Source organism: Pedobacter sp. AK017 (assembly GCF_014200825.1).
GTDB lineage: Bacteria > Bacteroidota > Bacteroidia > Sphingobacteriales > Sphingobacteriaceae > Pedobacter > Pedobacter heparinus.
Window position 1 is genome coordinate 266,112 of sequence record NZ_JACHCW010000002.1, and the last position, 26,323, is coordinate 292,434.

Annotated in this window: 28 protein-coding genes; 21 read left to right on the plus strand and 7 right to left on the minus strand. The window is 43.1% G+C overall.

All coding sequences use genetic code 11. The features are described from left to right. Nucleotides 1-2: 2 nt before the first annotated feature. The 5 genes from HDC92_RS04260 (at nt 3) to HDC92_RS04280 (ending at nt 5,038) form a co-directional block, all read left to right on the plus strand. Nucleotides 3-1,163, plus strand: a complete 1,161-nt coding sequence (locus HDC92_RS04260; protein WP_255484450.1) for a hypothetical protein — start codon at nt 3-5, stop codon at nt 1,161-1,163. 85 nt (nt 1,164-1,248) lie between these two features. Continuing rightward, nucleotides 1,249-2,043 (plus strand): TerC family protein, encoded by a 795-nt coding sequence (locus HDC92_RS04265; protein ID WP_015810027.1) that lies wholly within the window; start codon nt 1,249-1,251, stop codon nt 2,041-2,043. Between the two features lie 3 nt (nt 2,044-2,046). Beyond that, nucleotides 2,047-3,102, plus strand: coding sequence for a nucleoid-associated protein (locus HDC92_RS04270; protein ID WP_015810026.1), 1,056 nt, complete (start codon nt 2,047-2,049; stop codon nt 3,100-3,102). 131 nt (nt 3,103-3,233) lie between these two features. Continuing rightward, nucleotides 3,234-4,778 (plus strand): MFS transporter, encoded by a 1,545-nt coding sequence (locus tag HDC92_RS04275; protein WP_183872555.1) that lies wholly within the window; start codon nt 3,234-3,236, stop codon nt 4,776-4,778. Nucleotides 4,779-4,789: 11 nt separating this feature from the next. Further along, the gene (locus tag HDC92_RS04280) at nt 4,790-5,038 is read left to right on the plus strand and encodes a DUF6814 family protein (RefSeq protein ID WP_015810024.1); all 249 of its coding nucleotides are present in this window, start codon (nt 4,790-4,792) and stop codon (nt 5,036-5,038) included. A gap of 2 nt (nt 5,039-5,040) precedes the next feature. Here the strand turns inward: HDC92_RS04280 and HDC92_RS04285 are convergent, their stop codons facing one another. Then, nucleotides 5,041-6,225 (minus strand): class I SAM-dependent rRNA methyltransferase, encoded by a 1,185-nt coding sequence (locus HDC92_RS04285; protein WP_183872557.1) that lies wholly within the window; start codon nt 6,223-6,225, stop codon nt 5,041-5,043. A 136-nt stretch (nt 6,226-6,361) separates the two neighbouring features. Beyond that, nucleotides 6,362-6,997, minus strand: a complete 636-nt coding sequence (locus HDC92_RS04290; RefSeq protein ID WP_015810022.1) for a LysE family translocator — start codon at nt 6,995-6,997, stop codon at nt 6,362-6,364. Between the two features lie 100 nt (nt 6,998-7,097). On the opposite strand from HDC92_RS04290, the gene HDC92_RS04295 reads away from it, so the two are divergent. The 3 genes from HDC92_RS04295 (at nt 7,098) to HDC92_RS04305 (ending at nt 8,628) form a co-directional block, all read left to right on the plus strand. Further along, nucleotides 7,098-7,433, plus strand: coding sequence for a tRNA-binding protein (locus HDC92_RS04295; RefSeq protein WP_183872558.1), 336 nt, complete (start codon nt 7,098-7,100; stop codon nt 7,431-7,433). After that, the gene (locus HDC92_RS04300) at nt 7,433-7,906 is read left to right on the plus strand and encodes a nucleoside deaminase (RefSeq protein WP_183872560.1); all 474 of its coding nucleotides are present in this window, start codon (nt 7,433-7,435) and stop codon (nt 7,904-7,906) included. Before HDC92_RS04295 ends, HDC92_RS04300 begins: the two co-directional genes overlap by 1 nt. Before the next feature lie 116 nt (nt 7,907-8,022). Then, nucleotides 8,023-8,628, plus strand: coding sequence for a superoxide dismutase (locus tag HDC92_RS04305; protein ID WP_183872562.1), 606 nt, complete (start codon nt 8,023-8,025; stop codon nt 8,626-8,628). Between the two features lie 72 nt (nt 8,629-8,700). Here HDC92_RS04305 and HDC92_RS04310 read toward each other — a convergent pair whose 3' ends face one another. Together HDC92_RS04310 and HDC92_RS04315 are read right to left on the minus strand one after the other, a co-directional pair. Continuing rightward, nucleotides 8,701-9,633 carry a hydrogen peroxide-inducible genes activator gene (locus HDC92_RS04310; protein ID WP_183872564.1) on the minus strand — a complete coding sequence of 311 codons (933 nt, stop codon included), beginning with the start codon at nt 9,631-9,633 and terminating at the stop codon, nt 8,701-8,703. A gap of 38 nt (nt 9,634-9,671) precedes the next feature. Continuing rightward, a complete protein-coding gene (locus tag HDC92_RS04315) occupies nt 9,672-10,601 on the minus strand; it encodes a GDP-L-fucose synthase family protein (protein ID WP_183872566.1) in 930 nt (309 codons plus the stop codon). Between the two features lie 120 nt (nt 10,602-10,721). Here HDC92_RS04315 and trmB point away from each other — a divergent pair, with 120 nt between their 5' ends. From trmB to HDC92_RS04330, 3 genes are read left to right on the plus strand one after another with little or no spacing between them, the layout of a single operon-like run. After that, on the plus strand, nt 10,722-11,372 hold the full coding sequence (gene trmB / locus HDC92_RS04320; RefSeq protein WP_015810016.1) for a tRNA (guanosine(46)-N7)-methyltransferase TrmB: 651 nt from the start codon (nt 10,722-10,724) through the stop codon (nt 11,370-11,372). Further along, nucleotides 11,372-11,698, plus strand: a complete 327-nt coding sequence (locus HDC92_RS04325) for an MGMT family protein (RefSeq protein ID WP_015810015.1) — start codon at nt 11,372-11,374, stop codon at nt 11,696-11,698. Before trmB ends, HDC92_RS04325 begins: the two co-directional genes overlap by 1 nt. Before the next feature lie 10 nt (nt 11,699-11,708). Continuing rightward, the gene (locus tag HDC92_RS04330; RefSeq protein WP_183872568.1) at nt 11,709-12,269 is read left to right on the plus strand and encodes a DNA-3-methyladenine glycosylase I; all 561 of its coding nucleotides are present in this window, start codon (nt 11,709-11,711) and stop codon (nt 12,267-12,269) included. Nucleotide 12,270: 1 nt separating this feature from the next. Here HDC92_RS04330 and HDC92_RS04335 read toward each other — a convergent pair whose 3' ends face one another. Further along, nucleotides 12,271-12,966 (minus strand): hypothetical protein, encoded by a 696-nt coding sequence (locus tag HDC92_RS04335; RefSeq protein ID WP_015810013.1) that lies wholly within the window; start codon nt 12,964-12,966, stop codon nt 12,271-12,273. Nucleotides 12,967-13,030: 64 nt separating this feature from the next. On the opposite strand from HDC92_RS04335, the gene polA reads away from it, so the two are divergent. Beyond that, on the plus strand, nt 13,031-15,850 hold the full coding sequence (gene polA, locus HDC92_RS04340; RefSeq protein ID WP_183872570.1) for a DNA polymerase I: 2,820 nt from the start codon (nt 13,031-13,033) through the stop codon (nt 15,848-15,850). Here polA and HDC92_RS04345 read toward each other — a convergent pair. Beyond that, complete coding sequence (locus HDC92_RS04345; RefSeq protein ID WP_183872572.1) at nt 15,847-16,524, minus strand: metal-dependent hydrolase; 678 nt, start codon at nt 16,522-16,524, stop codon at nt 15,847-15,849. The two genes, polA and HDC92_RS04345, sit on opposite strands and share 4 nt — an antisense overlap. A 29-nt stretch (nt 16,525-16,553) precedes the next feature. After that, the gene (locus HDC92_RS04350; protein WP_015810010.1) at nt 16,554-16,859 is read right to left on the minus strand and encodes a YbaB/EbfC family nucleoid-associated protein; all 306 of its coding nucleotides are present in this window, start codon (nt 16,857-16,859) and stop codon (nt 16,554-16,556) included. A gap of 150 nt (nt 16,860-17,009) precedes the next feature. Here HDC92_RS04350 and HDC92_RS04355 point away from each other — a divergent pair, with 150 nt between their 5' ends. The 9 genes from HDC92_RS04355 to HDC92_RS04395 all read left to right on the plus strand — a co-directional run bounded on the left by HDC92_RS04355 (nt 17,010) and on the right by HDC92_RS04395 (nt 26,312). Next, entirely contained in the window at nt 17,010-18,215 is a 1,206-nt protein-coding gene (locus HDC92_RS04355; protein ID WP_221270917.1) for an NAD(P)/FAD-dependent oxidoreductase, read from the plus strand. Nucleotides 18,216-18,555: 340 nt separating this feature from the next. Next, nucleotides 18,556-19,257, plus strand: a complete 702-nt coding sequence (locus HDC92_RS04360) for an N-acetyltransferase (RefSeq protein WP_015810008.1) — start codon at nt 18,556-18,558, stop codon at nt 19,255-19,257. A gap of 13 nt (nt 19,258-19,270) precedes the next feature. Next, nucleotides 19,271-20,464: an argininosuccinate synthase gene (argG, locus tag HDC92_RS04365; protein ID WP_015810007.1), complete on the plus strand. Its 1,194-nt coding sequence runs from the start codon at nt 19,271-19,273 to the stop codon at nt 20,462-20,464. Then, nucleotides 20,454-21,425: an N-acetyl-gamma-glutamyl-phosphate reductase gene (gene argC, locus HDC92_RS04370; protein ID WP_015810006.1), complete on the plus strand. Its 972-nt coding sequence runs from the start codon at nt 20,454-20,456 to the stop codon at nt 21,423-21,425. Before argG ends, argC begins: the two co-directional genes overlap by 11 nt. 78 nt (nt 21,426-21,503) lie before the next feature. Further along, nucleotides 21,504-22,637, plus strand: coding sequence for an aspartate aminotransferase family protein (locus HDC92_RS04375; protein ID WP_183872574.1), 1,134 nt, complete (start codon nt 21,504-21,506; stop codon nt 22,635-22,637). Then, on the plus strand, nt 22,634-23,596 hold the full coding sequence (locus HDC92_RS04380; protein WP_183872576.1) for an acetylornithine carbamoyltransferase: 963 nt from the start codon (nt 22,634-22,636) through the stop codon (nt 23,594-23,596). The genes HDC92_RS04375 and HDC92_RS04380 overlap by 4 nt, the downstream gene beginning before the upstream one ends. 4 nt (nt 23,597-23,600) lie before the next feature. After that, a complete protein-coding gene (gene argB / locus HDC92_RS04385) occupies nt 23,601-24,392 on the plus strand; it encodes an acetylglutamate kinase (RefSeq protein ID WP_183872578.1) in 792 nt (263 codons plus the stop codon). 2 nt (nt 24,393-24,394) lie between these two features. Then, on the plus strand, nt 24,395-25,213 hold the full coding sequence (gene proC, locus HDC92_RS04390) for a pyrroline-5-carboxylate reductase (RefSeq protein WP_015810002.1): 819 nt from the start codon (nt 24,395-24,397) through the stop codon (nt 25,211-25,213). A 16-nt stretch (nt 25,214-25,229) separates the two neighbouring features. Beyond that, nucleotides 25,230-26,312: a M20 family metallo-hydrolase gene (locus HDC92_RS04395; protein ID WP_183872580.1), complete on the plus strand. Its 1,083-nt coding sequence runs from the start codon at nt 25,230-25,232 to the stop codon at nt 26,310-26,312. The last annotated feature ends 11 nt before the right edge of the window (nt 26,313-26,323 follow it).

The window sequence follows — 26,323 nt, forward strand, 5'->3', positions numbered from 1 at the left end:
TGATGATGGCAATAAATTTTGCCATTGCGGGCACCAAAGATCCGAATGATCCCGTTCGTTCGAAAACCTTTTCAAAAAGTTTTCCATTAGATGGGAATGATAAGGTAAACCTGAACAACAGGTACGGGGAGATGCTGATCAAAACCTGGGATAAAAAAGAAATACGGGTAGACATTGACATTAAAGCTTACAGCAAGGACGAGGCTGATGCGCAGCGTTTGGTAGATGGAACAGTTATAACTGCAGATAAAAGCGGCGACCAGGTTTCATTTAAAACCAATTTTGCAACAGAGAGTGGTAAATCAGGTGCCAGTTTCAGGAATGGAAAAACGATATCCAGAAGGGAAATCAGGGTAAATTACGTCGTATATATGCCTGCGACCAACGCTTTAACCTTAAGTAATCAATATGGAAATGTAAATATAGGCAGTTTTTCCGGCGCATTGATCGCTAAGGTTCAATATGGGAGTTTAACGGTGGGAAATCTGAAAAACGCCAGCAATATCCTGGAAATTCAATATGGCTTTACTAAAATTCAGGAAATAAATGCAGCTACGATTAAACAGCAATACGGGGCGGGGCTTAACATTGGTACCATTGGCAGCTTGAATCTGGAGGCACAGTATGCGGGTGTAACCATTGGCACCATTAAATGGGATGCTGTGGTTAAACAGCAATACGGACCGGGACTGGACATTGGCAGGGTAAGTAACCTGGACCTGAATGTACAATATGCCAATGTAAAACTGGGAACGGTTATCGGGGATGCGAATATCAAACAGCAATACAACAAACTCTCGATCGGGTCTGTAAACACATTAAACCTAAAGAGCCAGTACACAACAGTTGCCATTGGGAATTTAAATGGCCCGGGTAATTTTGGTGTTGCCTATGGCAAACTGACTGTCGAGCAAATAGGCTCAGGGTGTAAAAATTTAAACCTGTTGAGCAGTTATTCACATACTTCCTTAAAGTTCAGCGACAATTACCAGGGGAACTTTGAATTAAGGACCAGCTATTCGCCATTCAAAGCAGGTGCAGGAGTAAGCTCGAAACTGGTAGCCGAAAAAGGGAACATTAAAAATTATGCAGGTACCATAGGAAACGGTGGCGGAGCCCAAATTATGCTCAAGGCCGATTATGGTTCATTGAATTTAAACTAGATTTGCTTAAAAACATAAACGGGGCAAAGCTTGTTGATAAAATCAGCAAGCTTTTTTTATATCTTCGCATACCTAATTTTTACCTATGGAATTTTTAAGTAGCCCGGAAGCCTGGATCTCTTTATTAACGCTGACCGTGTTGGAGATCGTTTTAGGCATAGACAACATCATCTTTATTTCCATTTTGTCTGGTAAGTTACCGGCGCATCAGCAGAAAAAAGGGAGGCAGCTTGGCCTGGCCCTTGCGATGATCACCAGGGTCTTGCTGTTGCTGTCCTTAACCTGGGTAATGACCCTTACTACTCCATTGTTTAACATTGGTTCATGGTTCAATATCAGCAGTACGGAATGGCTGGAAAAGCTGGCCATATCGGGCCGCGACCTGATCCTGATTATCGGGGGCTTGTTCCTGATCTATAAAAGTACCCATGAGATCCATGATAAACTGGAAAGTGAGGAAGAGAAGGAGATTAAGGGGAAAGTATATTCTTTTAGTGGGGTTATTGTTCAAATCCTGCTGCTGGATATCGTATTCTCCCTGGACTCTGTAATTACAGCGGTAGGCATGGCAGAGCATGTTGAAATTATGATTGCCGCAGTTGTTATTGCGGTAATTGTGATGATGGTGTCGGCAAGTGCCATCAGTAATTTTGTAAATAACCACCCTACAGTAAAAATGCTTGCCCTTTCCTTCCTGTTGCTGATCGGGGTTTCCCTGCTGGCAGAAGGTCTGGACCAGCACATACCAAAAGGCTATATTTATTTTGCCATGGCCTTCTCTATCCTGGTAGAGATGCTGAACCTTAAAATGAAAAAAAATGCGCAGAAGCCCGTCGAGCTGCGCAATACACCTAATGAAAAACAACCCAAGGAAAAATAATTAATGATTTCTTTTTTTGAGGCCTCACTGGCCGAATTATCTATACACCGAATCGGGAACAAGTCTGAAGAGGAGTTTTACGTATTGTCTGAAAAATCTTTAATGATTAAAGACCCCATGCTGAGTAACCTATTGCAGCAATATTTTTTAGGCCCTTACGAAAAGGTGAACGAAGTATATCGTTTTATTCATCCAAATGGTGACCTGAACCTTAATGAAGCGTATCATTTTGCCGCAGCCATTTTTGAAAAGGGAGAAACCTTTCATGAGAACAGCAAACAACTGGCTAAATACCTGTATGATGTTTCGGGTCATCCGAAGATTAAACCCGGTGAACTGTATGTGGCCTATTTTGAAAATGTGCAGATAGAAGGAGAGCTGCATGATGCTATCGGGATCTTTAAATCAGAGACCAAGGAGAGTTATTTAAAAGTTTTTCCGGAGCAGGATGGCTTTGGCTTAAGTTATGAGCAGGAAGCCATTAACATCAATAAGCTGGATAAAGGCTGCCTGATTTTCAATACAGATAAAGCAGAAGGTTTTCGGGTAGCAGTGATTGACCAGACCAACAGAAGTGCAGAAGCGGTATACTGGAAGGATGAGTTTTTGAAGCTGAAGATCAGGAATGATAATTTTAACCAGACCAGCAGTGTGCTGGGGGTATATAAAAATTTTGTCACTGAAAAGCTGGATGAGGAATTTGAAATCTCAAAGGCAGATAAAATAGATCTGCTGAACAAATCCATGAAGTACTTTAAGGAAAAGGAGAGCTTTGACCTGGAAGAGTTCTCGAATGAAGTGATTGGCAATGCAGAAGGGATAGCCTCTTTTAAAAACTATAAGAAAAGCTTTGAAGAAGAATTTGACCAGCCTATTCCGGATAGCTTTGACATTTCCGGGGCTGCGGTAAAAAAACAGGCCAGGGTTTATAAAAGCGTATTAAAGCTGGACAAGAACTTTCACATCTATATTCATGGCGATAAAGAGCTGATTGAAAAAGGCTTTGATGACGATAAATCTATGAATTATTATAAGGTGTTTTTTAGGGAAGAGCAATAGATTTTTCTCTCTATAATTAACATGGGTACGGTAACGATGTTAATTTTTTTGCTTTTATAGTTTTAAAATCTTGCTTATAATTGAGAATAAATTGTAGATTTAGTTCTTTAAGCAAACCTTTTAAACCAAATATGAGCCAGGAACCACAACAGAGCAGTATTTTTAAAGTTATAGGCGCCTCATCACTGGGGACGCTGATCGAATGGTATGATTTCTATATTTTTGGAAGTCTGGCCACTATTATCGGATCACAGTTATTTCCCGCAGATGCCGGTGCTTCTGCATTGATCAACACACTGGCCATATTTGCCGCAGGCTTCATTGTTCGGCCTTTTGGTGCACTGGTGTTTGGCCGGTTAGGCGATTTGATAGGCCGGAAGTATACCTTTTTACTCACATTGGTGTTGATGGGTGGTTCTACTTTTCTGATCGGTTTAATACCATCCTATTCAAGTATAGGTTATGCAGCGCCGATCCTGGTGCTGATTTTGAGGCTAATCCAGGGCCTGGCCCTTGGCGGTGAATATGGTGGTGCGGCCACTTATGTTGCAGAACATGCACCGGCCAATAAAAGAGGTTTTTTTACCAGCTGGATACAGACTACAGCAACCGGGGGTTTATTTCTTTCTCTGGGTATTATAGTATTGACCAAAAACCTGGTGGGCGCTGAAAGCTTTGCCGACTGGGGCTGGAGAATCCCATTTTTGCTGTCTATCCTGCTGGTTGGTGTTTCCATCTATATCAGGATGAAAATGCACGAATCGCCGATGTTCAGCAAGCTGAAATCGGAAGGTAAAGTCTCGAAAAACCCTTTAAAAGAGAGTTTTAACAATAAGGCCAATTTTAAAATGGTTTTGCTCGCACTTTTTGGCGCTACGATGGGGCAGGGGGTGATCTGGTACACGGGGCAGTTTTATGCGCAGTCCTTTATTGAAAATACCTGCCATGTTGATTTTAACGATTCCAGGTATATTCTTTTGTGGGGCATAGCCTTTGCTACCCCTTTCTTTGTGATCTTTGGCTCCTGGAGCGATAAGGTTGGCCGAAAATGGATCATGCTGGCCGGGATGTTGTTGGGCGTTATATTTTACAGGCCCATTTACCAGATCTTTTTAGATGATACCGATGTTACCAAAATAGAACAAAAGGATATTGCCTCCGTATCTGACCCTGTGGTTACACGTACTGCGGTTACCGGAACTGCCGACAGTCTGATCAGCACGAGTTCAACGGTAACCTTACTGAACGGCGCGTCTTTCCAAAAGATACAGTCGCACACCAAATTTGCAGATGCGGGCAAGCCTATAGTGGAGTTACCGGATGCCTATAAGGATAAAAAGCTTTCCACACCTGTTTTCTGGAAATTTGTATTCCTGATCTTTTTCCAGATTTTGCTGGTAACCATGGTTTACGGGCCAATAGCGGCATTCCTGGTAGAATTGTTCCCTACCAAGATCAGGTATACTTCCATGTCCTTACCTTATCATGTGGGCAATGGGGTTTTTGGCGGACTGGTACCTTTTATTGCTACACTTATTGCCAGCTTTTCGGGTTCTACTCCCTTATCGGGGTTATGGTACCCGATCGGCATAGCGGCATTGAGTTTAATTATAGGCACAGTTTATTTATCTAATAAGAAGCCGGACCACAAAGAGGCTGAATCTGAAAACATTTAAGAATTTCAATCATGAACGGATTAAAAAAAGCATTAGGATTACTTTGGATCATACTTGGTCCGGTATCCATTATATTTATGTTTATGCAGGCTTTCGAAAAGGTTGGCCTGGCTGAAGAAGGTGTACACAAAACAAATACTGCATTGCAGTGGGGGATTATCTTGTTTATCTTTATTCCCATCAGCGCGGGGCTGGTTATTTTTGGCTGGTACGCACTTAAAGGTGAATACGACAAGCTACCCGACGACGATAGTTTATAAATTTAAAGTGTCCTTAGCAATAATCCTTTTAGATATTCTCCTTCAGGGAAAGAAAGGCTTACCGGGTGGTCTTCAGGCTGACAGAACTGTGTGATGACCTGTACTTCGCGGCCCGCATCCAATGCGGCCCATGCAATGATCTGTTTAAAGGTTTCCATGTCTACTGCTCCGGAGCAGGAAAATGTAGCCAGGATGCCCCCTTTTTTAAGCAGGAGCATGCCCAGCCTGTTGAGGTCTTTGTAAGCCCTTGCTGCCCGGTCCAGTGCGGATCTTGAAGGCGCGTATTTTGGCGGGTCTAACACCAATACATCAAAGGTTTTTCCTTCGTCTTTAAAAATGCGCAGTTGCTTGTTGACATCAGATTGTATGCTATGCTGATCGGATCCTTTAAAACCGTTCAGTTCCAGATTGTGCTGCAGGGTTTCAATGGCCAGTGCAGAACTGTCTACGCTGGTAACGGATGCGGCACCGGATTTCAGGCTGTTTAAGGTAAATCCCCCACTGTAGCAGAAACAATCCAGAACGGATTTGCCCCTGGTGTAATCAGCCAGGATTTTCCGGTTGTCGCGCTGGTCGCAATAGAAGCCTGATTTCTGGCCGTCGGCAATGTTGATGTGGTAAAGAATGCCGTTTTCTTTTACTTCAATAAATTCAGGAGGGGTTTCTCCCCATAAAAGACCTTGTGTAGCTTCCAGGTTTTCATGTTTACGTGCGCCGGCATCACTTTTATCGAATATCCCTGTTGGGTTTAGCAATTCCCTGAGGAGCTCGATGAGTGTTGCTTTTACGCTTTCCATGCCTGCACTTAATATTTGCAGGGAAAGAAAGCCGGCATATTTATCTACGATCAGGCCAGGTAAAAAATCTGCTTCACTGAATACCAGCCTGCAGGTGTTGGTATTTTCGTTTAATACATGGGCCCTTGAGGCGATGGCGGCTTTGAGTTTTTCCCGGTACCAGGACTTGTTTATCGTGGTATTTTCATCCCATTCGAGCAAACGAAGGGCTACCCGCGATTGATTGTTGTAATAGGCATAGGCCAGAAATTCTTTTGCTGCTGACCTTAGGGTTACCACTTCTCCATTTTCAGGATTCCCCTTTATTTTATCAATTGCACCAGAAAAGATCCAGGGGTGACGGAGCATAGCGGCTTTTTCTTTGCCTTTTTTTAGGATTACATCGATCATTTCGCAAATATAAAGGTAAAAAATTGGTATCTCCTCTAAGGCTGCATAATTCGCCGAAAAGGCGAAAGACGCTATGCCTTTTCGGAGATCCAATTTTTTTGGAAAGGCATAGCGTCTTTGAAGCGGTATAACTGTTTTATTTTTCCTTGCTTAAGGCCATTTTTATCGCAAGGGATGCCAGGATACTTGCCATAAACCATTTCTGGATTTTTACCCAGCCGGGACTTTTTGAAAAAAACAGGGCAACTTTTGATGCAGTTAAAACGATGATAAAGTTAACAGTAAAGCTGATACTTACCTGGGTAATGCCCAGTTGAAGGCTTTGTATGAAGACCGAGCCATATTCCGGTTTGATAAAATAGGGGAAGAATGACAAATAGAATACGGCAACTTTAGGGTTCAGGATGGTAGTAAGAACCCCTATTTTGAACAATTTAGCCGGTTTGTCGTTTGGCAGGTCTTGTCTGACTTCGAAAAGACTTTTTCCGTTGGGCTTAATGGCCTGGTAGGCCAGGTACAGGAGGTACAACACCCCCAGGGTTTTAATGGTGGAGTATACAAAAGGAACGGCAAAAAGTACTGCTGTGAGTCCGGCAGAGACCATGATGATGTGAAAAAGGAAACCGGAAATGATGCCGGCCAGTGAAATTAACCCGGATCGCTGTCCCTGGGTAATGGAACGGGAGATTAAATAGATCATGTTAGGACCGGGGCTGATCACCAGGAGCAGGGCGGCCAGGGCAAAATAGGAAATTTCCTGGAGTGGTATCATTTGTATAGGAATCAGGGGGTTATGGCCCTGACTTTACAAATATATAGAGAACAGCAGAGATATGGTAGACAGTATTGCTGATAAGTTGTAATTTTATCGCATGGAAGAAATAACCTGGAACGATTTTGAAAAAGTGGAACTGCGTGCAGGGACAATCCTGGAAGTCCTCGATTATCCTGAAGCCAGAAAGCCGGCCTATAAAGTGAAAGTAGATTTTGGTGAGTTTGGAATTAAAATGAGCAGTGCGCAGATTACAGCACTGTATGCTAGGGAAGAGCTGATCGGCCAACAGATCGTTGGTGTAGTCAATTTCCCTAAAAAACAGATCGGCAAGTTCATGTCAGAATTCCTGGTAACGGGTTTTGCTGATGAAAACGGGAATATAGTGTTGACCACCTTAAACGGCAAAGTGCCGAATGGGAGTAAAATGATATAATGAGTTATTATAATTTTTCAGCAGAAGAGAACCCTGCGGCAGAGGATGAACATTTTATGCGCCTGGCCTTGCAGGAAGCACAAAAAGCTTATGATTTAAAGGAAATCCCGATTGGGGCCATTGTGGTTTGTAAAGGCAAAATAGTAGGCCGGGGGCATAATTTAACTGAGCAGCTGAACGATGTGACGGCACATGCAGAAATGCAGGCTTTTACAGCGGCATCACAGACCTTAGGGGGCAAATATTTAAAAGATTGCACCCTGTACGTAACCATTGAGCCTTGTGTAATGTGTGCCGGGGCATGTTACTGGACACAGATCGGCAAGCTGGTGTATGGCGCCCCTGAACCCAAAAGAGGTTTTACCACAAAAAGCAATCAATTGCTGCATCCAAAAACGGTTTTGAAGAGCGGGGTTTTGGCACAGGAATGCGGGGCATTGATGACAAAATTCTTTGCAGATAAAAGGGGCTAAACTTGACAAAGTATTGAACAAAACTTAACCCCGATTGTTATATTTGCTGGTGAAGCCCGTTGGCATAAACAAATGGGCCCGAAATAATAAATTTTTTAAACTTAAATCATACTAATATGGCTTTTGAATTACCTGCGTTACCTTACGCAACAGATGCACTAGAACCGCATATCGACAAACAAACTATGGAAATCCACCATGGTAAACACCATCAGGCTTACGTTACCAACCTAAATAAAGCTTTAGAAGGCAAGCCAGAGGCAAGCCAAAGCATCGAAGAAATTGTTAAAAATATCTCTAAGTTCCCTGTAGCAGTAAGAAACAACGGTGGCGGTCATTTTAACCACTCCTTGTTCTGGGAAGTGATAGGCCCAAATAAAGGTGGAGAGCCAACAGGTGAACTGGCTGATGCGATCAATGCTGCATTTGGTTCGTTTGCGGATTTCAAAACTAAATTTGCGGAAGCAGGAGCAACCCGCTTTGGTTCAGGCTGGGCCTGGCTAAGTGTTGGTGCTGACAAGAAATTAGTGGTTTCCTCTACGCCTAATCAGGACAATCCTTTAATGGATATCGCTGAAGTAAAAGGAACACCAATTTTAGGTATGGATGTATGGGAGCATGCTTATTACCTGAAATATCAAAACAGACGTCCTGATTATATTGCGGCTTTCTGGAGTGTAGTAAACTGGGATGCTGTAGCAGAACGTTTCAAAAAAGCGTAGTTTATTTCTCCTGTGTAAGAACAGGATCATTGATATATAAAGAGGCCCTGGTGTGAGAACGCCGGGGCCTGTTTATATCCCTACAACATCTCTTTTCTTTTTCTGCCTCATGGCTTTCGGGACTACGGCAAGGATTTCTTCTTTCAAGGCATTTAACATCCGTTTCTTAATGAAGTTTTTATGCGTGACCAGGCTGATTTCCCTTACCGGTTCTGGTGATTTGAAATGTCTTACTTTGCTCAGCTGTCTGCTGCTCAGCTCTTCCAGCGCCAGTTCGGGTAATAATGTCGCGCCATTGTTCCTGTCTACCATACGGATCAATGTTTCTACGCTTCCCGTGTTATAGGTAAGGCCCTGAAGCCGGTTGTGTTTGGTTGACCGACAGATATTTAATACCTGTGAGCGCATGCAATGGCCTTCATTTAACAGCCAGATATTCTCATCTTCCAGGTCGTCGGCGTCGATGGTCCTCTTTTTATAAAGTTTACTGTTTTTACTGATGTAAGTGACAAAATTCTCATAATATAACGGCATTTCTTCAATAACCGCATCAACCAAAGGGGTTGCCAGGATCCCGCAGTCGAGCACCCCTGTTTTAAGGTGGTGGATAATATCTTCAGTGGTATACTCCCAGATCAATAACTTCAGATCCGGAAATTTCTCCATCATTGCGGCAATCACTTTAGGCAATAAATAAGGGGCTACAGTAGGGATGATGCCTACCTTAAGCTCGCCACTTACCTCCTGCTGCTGGTTGCTGATGATCTCTTTAATTTTCAGGCTTTCCTGTAAAACCAGGCGCGCCTGCTCAATAATCTGGGTACCAATTTCGGTAGGTATAACGGGCTGTTTGCTGCGGTCGAAGATTTTTACATTGAGCATTTCTTCCAGTTTTTGGACCTGCATGCTCAAAGTAGGTTGGGTAACAAAGCATTTTTCTGCAGCGCCTACAAAACTTCTGTAAGTATCTACAGCTACAATGTATTCCAGTTGTACCAATGTCATATAGCTAAAGTTTATTTTCTTTAGCAAAGATATTGGTTTTAACTATGTTTGGCTAAAAAATCTGCGTAAGCCAATTTTATCCCTTCTTCCAGTTCTGTTTTATGTTTCCAGCCAAGGCTGTGCAGTTTGGATACATCCATTAATTTGCGTGGGGTACCATCTGGTTTACTGCTGTCGAAGGTCAGTTTTCCTTCAAAGCCGATGACGTTTTTAATCAGCAGGGCAAGGTCTTTAATGGTCAGGTCTTTGCCAGTTCCAATATTGATAAACCCAGGTTCGTTAAAGTTTTGCATCAGGAAGTAGCAGGCATCCGCCAGGTCGTCGGCAAAAAGGAATTCCCGCATTGGTGTACCAGAACCCCAGATGTTGACTTCTTCGCTGCCATTAATTTTGGCTTCGTGGAACTTGCGGATCAGGGCAGGCAAAACATGGGAATTTTGGGGGTGATAATTGTCGTTATACCCGTAAAGGTTGGTGGGCATCACAGAAATGAAATTGCAGTGATATTGGGCACGGTAGGCATCGGCCATTTTAATGCCTGCAATTTTTGCAATGGCATAGGGCTCATTGGTTTCTTCGAGCAGGTCGGTCAGCAGGTATTCTTCCTTTAAGGGTTGTGGGGCAAGTTTTGGGTAAATACAGCTGGAACCCAGGAACATGAGCTTTTTAACCTCATTTTTATAAGCCTGATGGATCACATTGTTCTGGATACAAAGGTTTTCATATAAAAAATCGGCCCTGTAGGTGTTGTTGGCAACAATACCGCCCACTTTTGCTGCGGCCAGAAATACATATTCGGGCTGTTCTTTTTGGAAAAAACCGGTAACGGCCAGCTGGTCCCGCAGGTCAAGTTCTGCAGATGTTCTGACGATCAGGTTTTGGTAGCCCTCTTTTTGTAATTTGCGGTAAATAGCAGATCCAACCATTCCCCGGTGTCCTGCAACATATATTTTTGCGTTTTTTTCCACGTATGCCTTAATATTTGTTGCAAAAGTACGGTAAGCAATTGAAAATACATATTTACCTAAGTTTTATTTAAGTTTGTATGAAATAAAAAAAGGCTGTTTGAAAATTACAATACAAAAATAGTGGGTAAAGATAAATTAAGAAAATTTGCTGAAATAGATACTTTTCCAAATGTGTACCAGCTGGATGAAGGTAAAGAATTGAAGGGCAAATGGGCAGCACAGCATTTTAAAAATGACCATCCTGTTGTACTTGAACTGGCTTGTGGTAAAGGCGAATATGCCGTTAGTTTAGCGAAGATGTTTCCTAAAAAGAACTTTATTGGAGTAGACCTTAAAGGCAACAGGATATGGAGAGGGGCCCGTACCGGGGTAGATGAAGGGATTACCAATCTTGCCTTTTTAAGGATACAGATAGAGGATATTGTAGATTTTTTTGGGGAAAATGAAGTGGATGAGATCTGGATCACCTTTCCTGACCCCCAGCCACAGGACAGCCGTGAAAAAAAACGCCTTACTTTTCCTGGATTTTTGGACAGGTACAGAATGTTCTTAAAACCGGGGGGCAAAATTAATTTAAAAACCGACAACGACGGGCTGTATCTTTATACGGTAGAGAAAGTTGAAGAACTGGGATTGAAATGTCATAAAAAGACAGACCAGCTGTATAAATCGGAGCTGTACGATGATGTGCTTTCTATTAAAACGCATTACGAGCGGATTTATTTAAAGCATGATAAAAATATCAATTATATACAATTCTCTTTTGAGTAATGGAACAATCGTTTTACGACCAGGTGTTTGAATTGGTGAGACTGATCCCTAAAGGAAGGGTAACCTCTTATGGGGCCATTGCCAAAAGCTTAGGGGCCGGGGGCTCGGCCCGCATGGTAGGTTATGCCATGAGCAATGCCGGCCTTGCCGATCCGCCGGTTCCGGCACACAGGGTAGTAAACAGTAGTGGCCTGCTTACGGGGAAGTTTCATTTTAAAACACCCGACTTAATGCAGGAGCTGCTCGAGAAGGAAGGCATTGTTGTAAAAGACGATAAAATCCAGCACTTTAAAAAGTACTTTTGGGACCCCTTGCAAGAGTTATAACAAATATATTATGGCAGATGTAGTTAGATGCGGATGGTGTGGTACCGATCCTTTGTATGTAAAATATCATGATGAGGAATGGGGTAAACCTGTTTACGATGATCAAACGCTTTTTGAGTTCCTGATTTTAGAAGGGGCGCAGGCTGGCTTGAGCTGGATTACAATATTGAAGCGGCGCGAAGGCTACAGAAAAGCTTTTGCCGGGTTTGATGTTGAAAAGGTAGCGGCATTTAATGAAAAAGATGAAGAGCGGTTGATGAACGATACGGGGATCATCAGAAACAGGTTAAAAGTAAAGGCTGCCATTAACAATGCTAAACTTTTTATAGCCATACAAAAAGAGTTTGGCTCTTTTGCTGATTATATGTGGGGCTTCCTTCCGGATAAAAAGCCCATCCAGAACCCCATCCGCACTTTAAAAGATATTCCTGCACGGACAGAAATATCAGATGCCATTAGCAAGGACATGAAAAAAAGAGGCTTTAAGTTTTTTGGTACGACCATTTGTTATGCACACATGCAGGCTACTGGAATGGTGAACGACCATGTTGCAGACTGTATTTGTCGCTAACTTATTGTTTGTGCATGGAGTTGTAAGCCGCTACAAATGATCTGATCAGTTTTGCATCGAAGCTTTCGGTTGCTTTTATGCGTTCGGCCAGGTCTTCATCATTGGTTAGCTTTAGCAGCAGTATATTTTTAATCTGTTGATTTTTGCTGTCAGAATTTCCCCCTTCGGGAATTTCCAGCATTGGGCCGGTGCCAAATTTTTCTATAAAGTAGGCCGTAGGCCCTGTTACCCTGGATTGCGGTTCTTCCTGCCGGTTCCTGCCCCCGCCAATGGTAATTCCTACACCGCCACCCAGTCCGCCAAAACCACCTGTACCACCACCAATACCTACGCTTGGCCTTATGCGTGCCCTTTTGGGTTGTACTTCTTCAACACCGCCGGTGCTGCCCCCAATGCTGTAAAGGTTTACGGCACCGTTTTCTATCAGCTTAAAGAAGCGGTGTTCCATCTTTTTTTTGATCACGATGGGCTTGCTTACATAGGTTTCACCGTTCCATAGAAATTCCCGGATGTCCTTTGCCTTAAACTGGGAGAGGGACTCATCTTCATTTTTGAGCACAACAGTCGAAAAATCTGTGCCCTGAATGGTGCCGCGAACAAAATTTCCCTCGGAAATTACTATCGCATCCTGTGCTTTTAACACGATAGATGTGGTTAAAAGCAGCAACAGCATCACATATACCTTTATTGATCTCATAGCGATCAAATAACGGAAATTATTAGGTTATTAGTACCTTTATCGGAGTAACATTATAGAGTATATGAAAAAACTTTTTCTTCTTGACGGTATGGCGCTGATTTACAGGGCGCATTTTGCACTGAGTAAAAACCCAAGATTTACTTCAACAGGTATCAATACTTCGGCAGTAATGGGCTTTGCCAATACTTTGATGGAAGTGTTAAAAAAAGAAAACCCCACACATATAGCTGTAGTTTTTGATACGGATGCCCCAACTGAAAGGCATACCGATTTTGAGGCGTATAAAGCCCATCGTGAGGCCATGCCGGAAGACCTTTCTGCAGCGCTTCCCTATATTTTTAAACTGATCGAAGGATTCAGGATCCCGGTGATCACAAAAGACGGTTTTGAGGCGGATGATATTATTGGAACTTTGGCCAAAGAAGCAGAAAAAAAAGGTTTCCAGGTATTTTGCATGACCCCGGATAAGGATTTTGCACAATTGGTATCGGACAATATTTTTATTTATAAGCCAGCACGTATGGGCAATGAAATGGAAATAATGGGGGTGAAAGAAGTGCTGGCCAAATGGGAAATTGAACGTGTTGAACAAGTCATTGATATCCTCGGACTATGGGGTGATGCGGTAGATAATATTCCGGGCATACCTGGCATAGGAGAAAAAACGGCAAAAGCACTCATTAAACAATATGGTTCGGTAGAAAATATCATTGCCAATTCGCATGAATTAAAAGGCAAACAGCGTGAGAATGTGGAAACTTATGCTGAACAGGGCCTGATCTCTAAAAAACTGGCCACCATTATACTCAATGTTCCGGTAGAATTTGATGAGAAGGCCCTTGAATTGGAAGAGCCAAGCCGGGAATTGCTGGAACCTTTATTTGCTGAGCTGGAATTCAGGACCATAGGTAAAAGGGTATTTGGAGAGGGCTTCAACAGAGGGGCAACAATGGTGGTTTCGCAGCAAACCGATCTTTTTGGAAATGTGGTTAGTGAAACCATCAGCTATGTAGAAACGGTTGTACAAACTGTACCCGAGACCACAGAGCTGGAGGAAACAAAGCCACTAAATACCATAGAAAATACAAGCCACAATTACCAGCTTGCCAATACCCCGGAACTGCGCAGGGAACTGGTTGATTTGCTGCTGAAGCAGGAAAGCATTTCTTTTGACACCGAAACAACGGGTACGGATGCAAACCTGGCAGAACTGGTAGGGCTGTCTTTCAGCATTAAGCCCGGTGAGGGTTATTATATCCCTGTACCTGCCGAAATGGAAGCTGCGCAGCAGATTGTAGAAGAATTCAGACCAGTACTGGAGAATGAAAATATTGTTAAAATAGGACAGAACATTAAATATGATATGCTGATCCTGAAATGGTATGGCATATCGGTAAAGGGGCGGTTGTTTGATACCATGCTGGCCCATTACCTGATTGATCCGGATACCCGTCACAACATGGATGTGCTGTCGGAAAATTATTTAAATTATTCGCCCATCTCCATCACCACACTGATTGGCCCTAAAGGTAAATCGCAGGGTACTATGCGTGATGTGCCTGTTGAAAAGGTAGTGGATTATGCAGCAGAAGATGCGGATATTACCTTACAGCTGGCCAATGTTTTTGAGCCCCTGTTGAAGCAGTTAAATGCTGAAAAGCTGGCTACAGAAGTAGAAAACCCCTTGATTTATGTATTGGCAGATATTGAAAAGGAAGGGGTGAGGATTGATATGGATACCCTGATCAATTATTCAAAAGAGCTGGAGCTGGATATCAGGAAGTTTGAACAAAGTGTATATGATAAATGTGGCATCAAGTTTAACCTGGCCTCGCCAAAACAATTGGGGGAAGTGCTTTTTGATAAGTTACAGCTTGACCCTAAAGCAAAAAAGACTAAAACAGGGCAATACCAGACCGGTGAAGATGTGTTGCTGGCCCTGGCACATAAAAGTGATATTGTCCAGGATATTTTAGATTTCCGTCAGCTGCAAAAGTTAAAATCTACTTACGTAGATGCACTGCCATTGCTGGTTAACCCTAAAACGGGGCGTGTACATACCAGTTTTAACCAGGCGGTAGCTGCGACAGGAAGGTTGAGCTCCAACAATCCAAACCTGCAAAATATCCCGATCCGTACAGAACGGGGCAGGGAAGTACGTAAGGCATTTATTCCCAGAGATGAAAACCATATTTTGCTTTCTGCGGATTATTCGCAGATAGAGCTGCGGATTATAGCCGACATCAGCAAGGAAGAAAATATGCTGGATGCTTTTAAGAATGGAATTGATATTCATACGGCTACTGCAGCCAGGGTTTACGGGATTGCTATTGAGGAGGTAACACCTACACAGCGCCGGAATGCCAAAGCGGTAAATTTTGGGATCATTTATGGTCAGTCGGCTTTTGGCTTGTCGCAAAATCTGGGTATTCCACGTAAGGAAGCTGCAGAAATTATAGAACAGTATTTTACGCAGTACCCTGGAATTAAAAGGTACATGTCGGACACCATGAACTTTGCCCGTGAGAATGGTTTTGTAGAAACCATTCTGGGCAGGAGAAGGTATTTGCGCGACATCAATTCTGCCAACCAGACTGTACGTGGTTTTGCCGAGCGAAACGCGATAAATGCCCCGATCCAGGGATCAGCTGCAGATATGATCAAAGTGGCGATGATCAATATCCACAAGGACATTCAGGATCAGGGCCTGCAATCTAAAATGACGATGCAGGTGCATGATGAGTTGGTGTTTGATGTGCTGAAATCAGAAGCTGAGGCCATGAAGAAGATCATTGCCCATCGGATGAAAACAGCGATCAAAACGACAGTACCCATTGAAGTAGAGATTGGTGAGGGCGAAAACTGGCTCGCTGCACATTAAAGTTCTATAGTTTCACCTATTGCTGGTAATAAGAGTGTTTTATTTTCTCTTTTGAACTTGGCAACAGCTTCTGCCGTATCAATTTGTATAGGTGGAAAGGTATTGTAATGCACGCCTATTACTTTTTCACATTCCAGGTATTTGGTAGCGATTAAGGCATCATCTACATCCATGGTGTAATGTCCGCCTATGGGAAGGATAGCATAATCCAGGTTATAGAGGTCGGCAAGGAGCTTCATTTCAAGGGTAAGCGCCGTATCGCCGGCAAAGTAAACTGTTTTTCCGCCTAGCTCCAATACAAAACCGGCTGGATTACCTCCATAACTGCCGTCGGGATTGCTGCTGGAATGTACGGCCCAGACGGTACGCAGGGTGCCAAAGTCGAATTTAGATTTGCCAAAGTTAATATCGGTTACATTTTTTACCCCCTGTTTTCTTATCCAGTCGGCCACTTCAACCAGGGCTATTACCTGTGCATCGGTCTGGCTGGCAACCTGGACGAGGTCTGCAATATGGTCGCCATGACCATGGCTTACCAGGATATAATCGGCCTTTATGGTTTTGAGGTCTATGTTTTTTGCAAGCGCATTATGGGTAATAAAAGGATCGAAAAGAAACTTTTTTCCATCGGCTTCCAATAAGAAACACGATTGTCCGTAATAGGTATATTTCATTGGAGTATATTTTTTAAGGTTATTTATGGTTAGCCACCGAACATGCCGCCCAGGCCTCCAAGCATGTCTTTGGTTGCGGCCTGCATTTCGGCAGCACTTACCTGTTCTGCCTGTGTCAGGGCTTTGTTTATGGCCGTAAGCAACAGCTCTTCCAATTCTTCTTTATCGGCCTCTTTATAAAAGTCTTCTTTAATTTCTACAGCAGTAATGGCTTTGTTTGCAGTAGCCGTTATGCGAATGGCACCACCTTCAACTTCGGCGAAAACCGAAATTGTGTCGAGCCTTTTTTTTATTTCATCGGCCTTTTGCTGCGCGGCCATCAGTTTATCGAACATAATGTGTTTGTCTTTTTTATTAAACAACGAAATTAAGAGAAATTGGTTTAAAGTATGTTGTTTCTTTCTGTTGTTGGACAAAAATATATAATAATAAGAGGGATTAAAACAGATTGGACAAGTTGGTGTTATAAAAAGAACTAATTTGAAATGATGGATATACGGTCTAATGAACCCTTCTGGCTGGTAAAAAATGGAATAAAACATGCTTATCCTTCTTTGCGGGAAAGCGCAACTTGTGAAGTGCTGGTTGTTGGTGCTGGCATTACCGGAGCATTAATGGCCCATGCTTTGATCAAAAAAGGCTATGACACTATTTTGATAGACAAAAGAGAAATTGCTTATGGCAGTACATCTGCCACTACTTCTATGCTGCAGTATGAAATAGATGTTCCTTTGTACCAATTGAAAGAACTGATTGGAGAGCAGGGGGCAATTGCCAGCTATAAAGCTTGCAGGGATGCGATTTACAAACTGGAAAACCTGGTGCAGGAGATCGGATCGGAATGTAGTTTTGAAAAAAAGGAGTCGGTTTATTTTGCGGGGAAAAGTAAAGATGTAGCCTGGCTGAAAAAAGAATATGAGGCCCGTAAATTAGCCGGATTTGAAGTAAAGTGGCTGGAAAAAAAAGAGATAAAAGCTATTTATGGATTGCTGGCTGAAGGAGCGATCTTATCTGCTGAGGGAGGAAGTGTGGATGCATTTTGCCTGGCGCATGACCTCATCCATTACAATGTGGAGAAAGGCCTGAAGGTTTTTGATAAAACAGCACTGAAAAAGGTAAAATATGAAAAAAATGGTGTTACTGTGCTGCTGGATACCGGAGCAGAGATAAAGGCCGGAAAGATTATTTACTGTACGGGTTACGAAACACAAAACATGCTGCCCGATAAAGTGGTGGATTTAAAAAGTACTTATGCCATGATCAGTGAGCGGGGAGATGTACACGAAAAAATTTGTGAGCATACTTTATTCTGGAATACGGATAAGCCTTATTTGTACATGCGTACCACCGATGAAGGCCGCATGCTGGTTGGTGGGGAGGATGAAAACTTCAAAAATGCAATACGCCGGGACCTGCTGCTGAATAAAAAGAGAGATAAGCTGATGAAAACGTTAAAAAAATATCTGCCCGAAACCAAATTTATTGAAGACTTTTGCTGGTGTGGAACTTTTGGTGAAACAAAAGACGGGTTACCCTATATAGGGGCACACCCTAAATTCGCGGATAGTTATTTTCTTTTGGGCTTTGGAGGGAACGGAATTACCTTTTCGGTAACAGGTGCGGACATGATCACGGAAATGATGGAAGGCAGGCCCGACTTATTATCGCACTATTTCAGGTTTCAACGTTAAATTAATTGCATGGTTTCATTATAAAAATGTAAAAAAATGAAAAACGTATTGCACAACTCAATATTTATTTAAACCTTTGCGCCTCAACTCATTCAAAAAATTATTATACACAGAAAATGATTAAGCACATAACACATAAACTTTCTATTGTTGAAGCAAAAAATATTGCTTCGAGAAGTTTGTTTATTGAGCGCTTGCGACCCATATTTTTTGTGACAACAAACCGGCAAAACTACACGCCGCGGATCTGAGTAAATCTTTTACAAAACTCATTTACGAAGAGGATTGCCTCTCAAAAAACAATTAATCAGAACATTTATATTTTTTCGTTATCATATTAATGAATATAAACGATTTTATAGTGCAGGTTGCACTTCCTGAACATCGTGTCTTTGCAGAAGAGATCTGTGAAGAGATGGCTGAATCGGCGAAAGCACGAGGTACAGGTATCGCCAAACGCTCTCCGGAGTATGTAGCGGCTAAAATGGCTGACGGGAAAGCCGTTATTGCCTTTCATAAAGATGGCTCATGGGCCGGGTTCTGTTATATCGAAACCTGGACACACGGACAGTTCGTGGCCAATTCGGGCCTGATCGTAAGCCCTAAGTACCGCAAGGCAGGATTGGCGCATGCCATTAAAGAAAAGATCTTTGAACTTTCGAGGCAAAAATATCCTAAAGCGAAAATATTTGGCCTGACAACAGGACTGGCTGTAATGAAGATCAATTCAGATCTGGGTTATGAACCGGTTACCTATTCAGAGCTTACCCAGGATGAAGAGTTCTGGAAAGGCTGTCAGAGCTGTGTGAACTTCGAAATATTAAAAATGAAGGAACGTAAAAACTGTATGTGTACGGCGATGCTGTACGATCCGGTTGAGCAAAAGCATGATGCAGCAAAGAAGTTTGCCGAAGAACTGCATAAGAATCCTACATTATATGAGCGTTTTATGAGCATTAAGCAACGATTGGTGCTTAAGTCCAAACCCAATAAGAAGGGATTAAAATCTCTGTTTTTTTTATTTACTGTATTATTTAAATAGCTGTTATATTAAGATGAAGAAGAAAGTTGTTTTAGCATTTAGCGGAGGTCTGGATACCTCGTTTTGTTGTATTTATCTTGCTCAGGACCGTGGACTGGAAGTTCATTCTGTGATTGTAAATACAGGTGGTTTTTCTGACGAAGAGCTAAAGGAAATAGAAAAACGTGCTTATGCCCTTGGTGTAGCTTCTCATGCAGTGGTGGATGAAACCGAAAACTATTATAACAGCTGTATCAGGTACCTGGTATTCGGGAATGTCCTTAAAAATGCAACCTACCCGCTTTCTGTGAGTGCAGAGCGTGTAAGCCAGGCTACGGCCATTGCCAATTATGTAAAAAAGATTGGGGCTGACTATGTAGCCCATGGTAGTACGGGCGCTGGTAACGACCAGGTTCGTTTTGACATGATCTTTAACATCATTATTCCTGAAGTAGAGATCATTACACCGATAAGGGATTTAAAATTATCCCGCGAAGCGGAAATAGAGTACCTGAATGCACATGGTGTTGAATATAGTGCCGAGAAAGCAAGATATTCTATAAACAAGGGACTTTGGGGTACTTCTGTAGGCGGTAAAGAAACGCTGACCTCGAATGAAACTTTGCCTGAAGAGGCCTGGCCTACCCAGGTTTCGGAAAGCAAGGCCCGTAAACTGGAGCTGAGTTTTGAAAAAGGGGAACTGGTAGCTATTGACGGGGAGAGGTTTGAACCGGTAAGGGCCATCCAGAAATTACAGGCTATTGCACAACCTTATGGGATTGGCCGTGACATTCATGTGGGCGATACGATTATTGGTATAAAGGGACGTGTAGGTTTTGAAGCTGCGGCCCCGGTGCTGATCATTAAAGCACACCATACCCTGGAAAAACATACATTAACCAAATGGCAGCTTTCCTGGAAAGAGCAATTGTCTTCTTTCTATGGTAACTGGCTGCATGAGGGGCAGTTTCATGATCCGATAATGCGCAATATTGAGGCTTTTTTAACGGATACACAGAAAGTGGTTAGTGGAAAGGTGTTTGTTGAACTGTTGCCTTATCGTTTTAACATCATCGGTATCGAATCGGAGCATGACCTGATGAGCAATAAATTTGGCAGCTATGGCGAGATGAACAATACCTGGAGTGGTGAGGATGTGAAAGGCTTCTCTAAAATTTTTGGTAACCAGGTCATGATCTGGCATAAAGTGAACAGTCATGAAGGTTAGAGCAGGTATAGTTGGCGGTGCCGGATATACCGGGGGTGAAATGCTCCGTATACTGGTAAACCATCCTTCGGTTGAGATTAAGTTTGTGCAAAGCAAGAGCAATGCCGGCAATAGGATTGCTGATGTGCATACTGACTTGCTCGGGGATACGGACTTAAGGTTCACGGATGCGCTTTCACAGGATATTGATGTGCTGTTTCTCTGCGTTGGCCATGGCGATGCCAGGAAATTTCTTGAGGCAAATGATATTGCCACAGGGATTAAGATCATAGACCTGAGCCAGGATTTCAGGTTAAAGGCCAATGCTGGTGGCAAATGGGTGTATGGTTTGCCAGAATTAAATCGTGAGCTGATCAAAAAGGCAAGTTATATTGCCAACCCGGGCTGTTTTGCAACCTGTATTCAACTGGGGCTGCTACCATTGGCAGCTAAGGGATTATTGAAAAACGAGGTACACCTGAATGCCACAACAGGATCAACAGGAGCGGGACAAAGCTTGTCGGCAACCTCACATTTCAGCTGGCGTAACAATAACCTGTCGGTATATAAAGCTTTTGAACATCAACACCTGAATGAAATTGGGGAGAGTTTAAAACAACTGGACCCTGTATTTGATCAGGTCATAAATTTTATACCGCAGCGCGGAGATTTTACCAGAGGCATACTTGCTGCGATATATCTGGAAAGCGATTTAACCGCTGAAGAGGCCCAGCGCATTTATGAAGATTATTATGCTGCACATCCTTTTACGCATGTAAGCAGGAAAAATATTGATTTAAAACAGGTGGTGAACACCAATAAAGCACTGGTACATGTGGAAAAACATGGTAACAAGCTGTTTATTGTAAGTATAACCGATAATTTGTTAAAAGGTGCCAGCGGACAGGCGGTGCAGAATATGAATTTAATTTTTGGATTGCCGGAAGCTGAAGGACTGCGGCTTAAGGCCCAGGCATTCTAAGCCGGGCCCTTTCCCTACCCGATTCAAAAAACAATTTGTATAACCCTGCTCTGTTAAAGGGCAACAACTTTTAATAAAATGAACTTATTCGACGTATATCCACTAAACAATATAGAAATAGTAAAAGCATCAGGCAGTAAAGTGTGGGATGCCACAGGTCAGGAATATCTTGACCTTTATGGCGGTCATGCTGTAATTTCTATCGGTCATACCCATCCACATTATGTAAAGCGTTTAACCGAACAGCTGAATAAGGTTGGGTTTTACTCCAATTCCGTTTTAATCCCATTGCAAGCTGAGCTTGCGGAGAAACTGGGTAAGGTATCGGGTAAAACAGACTACCAGTTGTTCCTGTGTAACTCAGGTGCCGAGGCCAATGAAAATGCTTTAAAACTGGCCTCATTTTATAATGGCAGAAAAAAAATAATTGCTTTTAAAGGCGCTTTCCATGGCAGAACATCTTTAGCGGTTGCGGCTACAGACAATCCAAAGATCATTGCCCCGGTAAATGAAACAGACAATGTCGTTTTTTTGCCCCATAACGATGAGGATGCATTAGCAGCGGCTTTTGCAGCTTATGGAAATGAAATTGCTGCAGTAATTATTGAAGGCATACAGGGCGTTGGCGGAATAAAAGAAGCTTCGGTAAGCTTTTTACAGAAGATCCGTTCACTTTGCGATGCATACAACGCCGTTTACATTGCCGATAGTGTGCAATGTGGTTATGGCAGGACCGGCAAATTTTATTCGCACGACTATGCAGGCGTTGATGCCGATGTATACACCATGGCAAAAGGCATGGGCAATGGTTTCCCTGTTGCAGGGATTGCTATTGCCCCTAAGTTTAAACCGTGGCATGGTATGCTGGGCACCACCTTTGGAGGTAATCACCTGGCCTGTGCAGCGGGTTTGGCGGTGCTGGAAATTATTGAACAGGACAATTTGCTGAAAAATGCAGCAGAGGTAGGAAGTTACCTGATTGAAGAACTGAAAAAAATAGAGGGCATAAATGAAGTGCGTGGACGTGGCCTGATGATTGGGATAGACCTTCCTGAAAGCTCAGCAAATGTAAAGAAGGACCTCTTGTTTAAGCATAAAATCTTTACCGGAGAGGCAAAGCCTAATGTAATCAGGCTATTGCCAGCTTTAAATTTAACTAAGGATCAGGCAGATCAATTTTTAAATGACTTTAAAATCGCTTTAAAAGGATGAATCAATTTACTTCAGTAAATGATGTGCAGGACATAGGCCAGTTGGTTAAGGACGCACTGGCACTAAAGGAAAACCCTTATGCGCACCAGCATTTGGGTAAAAACAAGACGCTTGGCCTTGTTTTTCTGAACCCGAGCTTACGTACCCGTTTAAGTACCCAAAAGGCGGCCCTTAATTTGGGTATGAACGTGATGGTGATGAACATGGACAAAGAAGGCTGGGCATTGGAAACGCAGGATGGCGTGGTGATGAACGGCACTACGGTAGAACATATCCGTGAGGCTGCTGCGGTAATGGGGCAGTATTGTGATGTTTTAGGCTTACGGTCTTTTCCTAAGCTGCTAAACAGAGATGAGGATTATAATGAAGATTTCTTCAATAAGTTCATAAAATATTGTAAGGTGCCGGTGGTAAGTTTAGAAAGCGCTACACGGCATCCTTTGCAAAGCCTGGCAGACCTGGTAACAATTAAGGAAACCTGGAAAGCCGGGGGCAAACCTAAGGTTGTAATGGCCTGGGCACCGCACATTAAGGCCTTACCGCAAGCGGTACCCAATTCATTTGCCGAATGGATGTGCAAGGCACAGGAGGAAGGAATGCTCGATTTTACCATAGCACAGCCTAAAGGCTATGAACTGAGTGAAGATTTTACACCGGGGGCGAACATTACCTATAATCTGGACGAGGCCTTGGCCGGGGCCGATTATATTTATGTCAAAAACTGGTCGAGTTATAAAGAGTATGGTAAAGTGCTTACCTATCCTGAAGGCTGGATGCTGAACAATGACAAATTAAAAGAGACCAATGATGCTAAAGTGATGCACTGTTTGCCCGTAAGAAGGGATTTGGAACTCTCATCAGAGATACTGGATGGGCCTAACTCATTGGTGATACACGAGGCAGGAAACCGTTTATGGGCAGCGCAGGCTGTATTGAAGCAAATGTTGGAGAAACTGTAAAGCGATGAAGAAAACACTCAATGTAATTAAGATAGGTGGAAATGTAATTGACAGTTCAGAAAAGCTGCATCAGTTTTTGCTGGATTTTACTGCGCTTCCGGGCGATAAGATTTTAATTCATGGCGGTGGGAAGGTGGCTACCGAACTGGGCTTGTCTTTGGGTGTAGAAGCTAAAATGGTTGAGGGCAGGCGCATTACTGATATAGAGACACTTAGGGTGGTGACGATGGTGTATGCCGGTCTGATCAATAAAAATATGGTGGCCCAACTGCAGGCAAGGGGCTGCAATGCAATCGGTTTAAGTGGTGCCGACGGAAATGTGATCAAAGCGGTAAAACGGCCTGTTAAAGATATTGACTGGGGTTTTGTAGGTGACCTGGATGCAGCCTCGGTTTCAACGGAAACATTGGGCAGTTTGTTAAATGCAGGATTGGTGCCGGTACTGTGTGCGATTACCCATGACGGGGATGCCCAGCTGCTGAATACCAATGCGGATACCATTGCTTCGGCTGTGGCCGTGGCCATGTCTTCACTATATGAAACTGCGCTGATCTATTGCTTTGAAAAAAGAGGGGTCATGCGCGATGTTGAGGATGAAGATTCTTTGGTTGCAGAGATCAGGATGCATGAGTTTGATACTTTAAAAAATGAAGGTGTGGTTTCTGGAGGAATGATCCCTAAATTGCACAATGCTTTTGAAGCAATAAAAAGCGGGGTTGCTGCTGTGTATATTGGTAAGGCTGATGAATTACCACAAATTAACGGAGGCAATTTCGGGACCAGATTAATTCAATAATTATGAACAAGTTTAAAGGCAGGGTTGCCATTTTGGGAAGTGGAAATATTGGTGTTTCTTTAGCAAAAGGCCTGGTTAAATCGGGTTATGCCGAAGCCGGACAGATCAGTTTAACAAGAAGAAGTGCTGCTGGTTTAACCGATCTGGCAGAACAGGGCTTTGCAGTAAGTACAGACAATGCTGCGGTAGTTGCCAATGCAGATATTGTTGTTTTAGCTGTACTGCCACAACAATTGAACAATTTGCTGGCACAGATAGGAGCGGTGGTTGATGTGCAGAAACACGTGTTTATTTCAGTTGCCTCGGGGGTAAGCTGTGCAGATATCAGGAGTAAAATAGGCGAGGATGTACAGGTGGTAAGGGCCATGCCAAATACGGCCATTGCCATTGGACAATCTATGACCTGTGTGGCAACGGATAATGCAAGTCAGCAAAATGTGGAAGAGGTAACCCGTATGTTTGAAACAGTAGGGTCTGTAGTTAAAATTAATGAAGACCTGATGACTTCTGCTACGGCATTGTGTGCCTGTGGTATTGCCTTCTTTTTACGGGCCATCAGGGCGGCCTCACAAGGAGGAGTAGAAATTGGTTTTCATGCAGATGAGGCGCTGAAAATGGCTGTGCAAACAGCGAAAGGTGCGGCAGATCTGCTTTTGCTGATGCAATCACACCCCGAGCAGGAAATAGATAAGGTAACTTCACCTAAGGGCTGTACCATTGCTGGATTGAACGAAATGGAACACAATGGATTTAGTTCTTCCTTAATTAAGGGGATTAAGCTCTCGGCAATTAAAGCCGGTGCTTTATATACAAAAGAATAAGCGGGGATTTACGGATATGGAAAGCGATTTATTTAAGGAAAGTATTAAGAGGGATGCGGTAGAATTATTGAAACAATTGATCAGCATCCCATCTTTCAGTAAAGAAGAAGATAAGACCGCAGATGCAATTGAGGCTTTCCTGCAGCAGCGGAATATAAAAACACACCGTAAGCTGAACAACATCTGGGCATACAACAAATATTTTGATGCGGCTAAGCCAACCTTGCTCTTAAATTCACATCATGATACCGTGAAGCCAAACTCGGGCTATACGCGCGATCCTTACGCGGCTACAGTGGAAGATGACAAATTGTATGGGCTGGGTAGTAATGATGCCGGAGGCTGCCTGGTATCGCTTATAGCAACCTTTCTTTACTATTATGATCAGGAAGGTTTAAATTATAACATCTGTCTGGCTGCTACAGCTGAAGAAGAGATTTCAGGCAACAATGGCCTGGAATGCATACTGCCCGACCTCGGGGAGCTGGAATTTGCCATTGTAGGAGAGCCTACCCTGATGAACCTGGCCATTGCAGAACGGGGTTTGCTGGTGCTGGACTGTACCAGCTGTGGAAAGGCCGGGCATGCTGCACGTGAAGAAGGTGACAATGCCATTTATAAGGCGCTAAAGGATATAGAATGGTTCCGCAATTATCGTTTTTCGAAGGTGTCCGAAATGTTTGGCCCTTTAAAAATGTCGGTTACCATTATTAATGCAGGCTCGCAGCACAATGTAGTGCCCGCTACCTGTATTTTTACAGTTGATGTGAGGGTAACTGATGCCTATACCAATGAGGAAGTGTTAAAGATTATCCGGACCAATGTGGACTGCGAGGTTGTACCCCGCTCTATCCGGCTAAAACCTTCGTCAATTGATAAGGAACATCCCATCGTACAGTCGGGTATTGCCCTTGGAAGGACAACTTATGGTTCACCTACCACATCGGACCAGGCCTTATTGAGCATTCCTTCCTTAAAGGTTGGTCCTGGTGATTCTGCACGGTCGCACATGGCGGATGAGTATGTTCACCTGAGCGAAATTGAAAAGGGGATCGGACTTTATATAGAAATGCTGAAGCCGGTTGTTAACGGGAAATAAAATTGAATTAA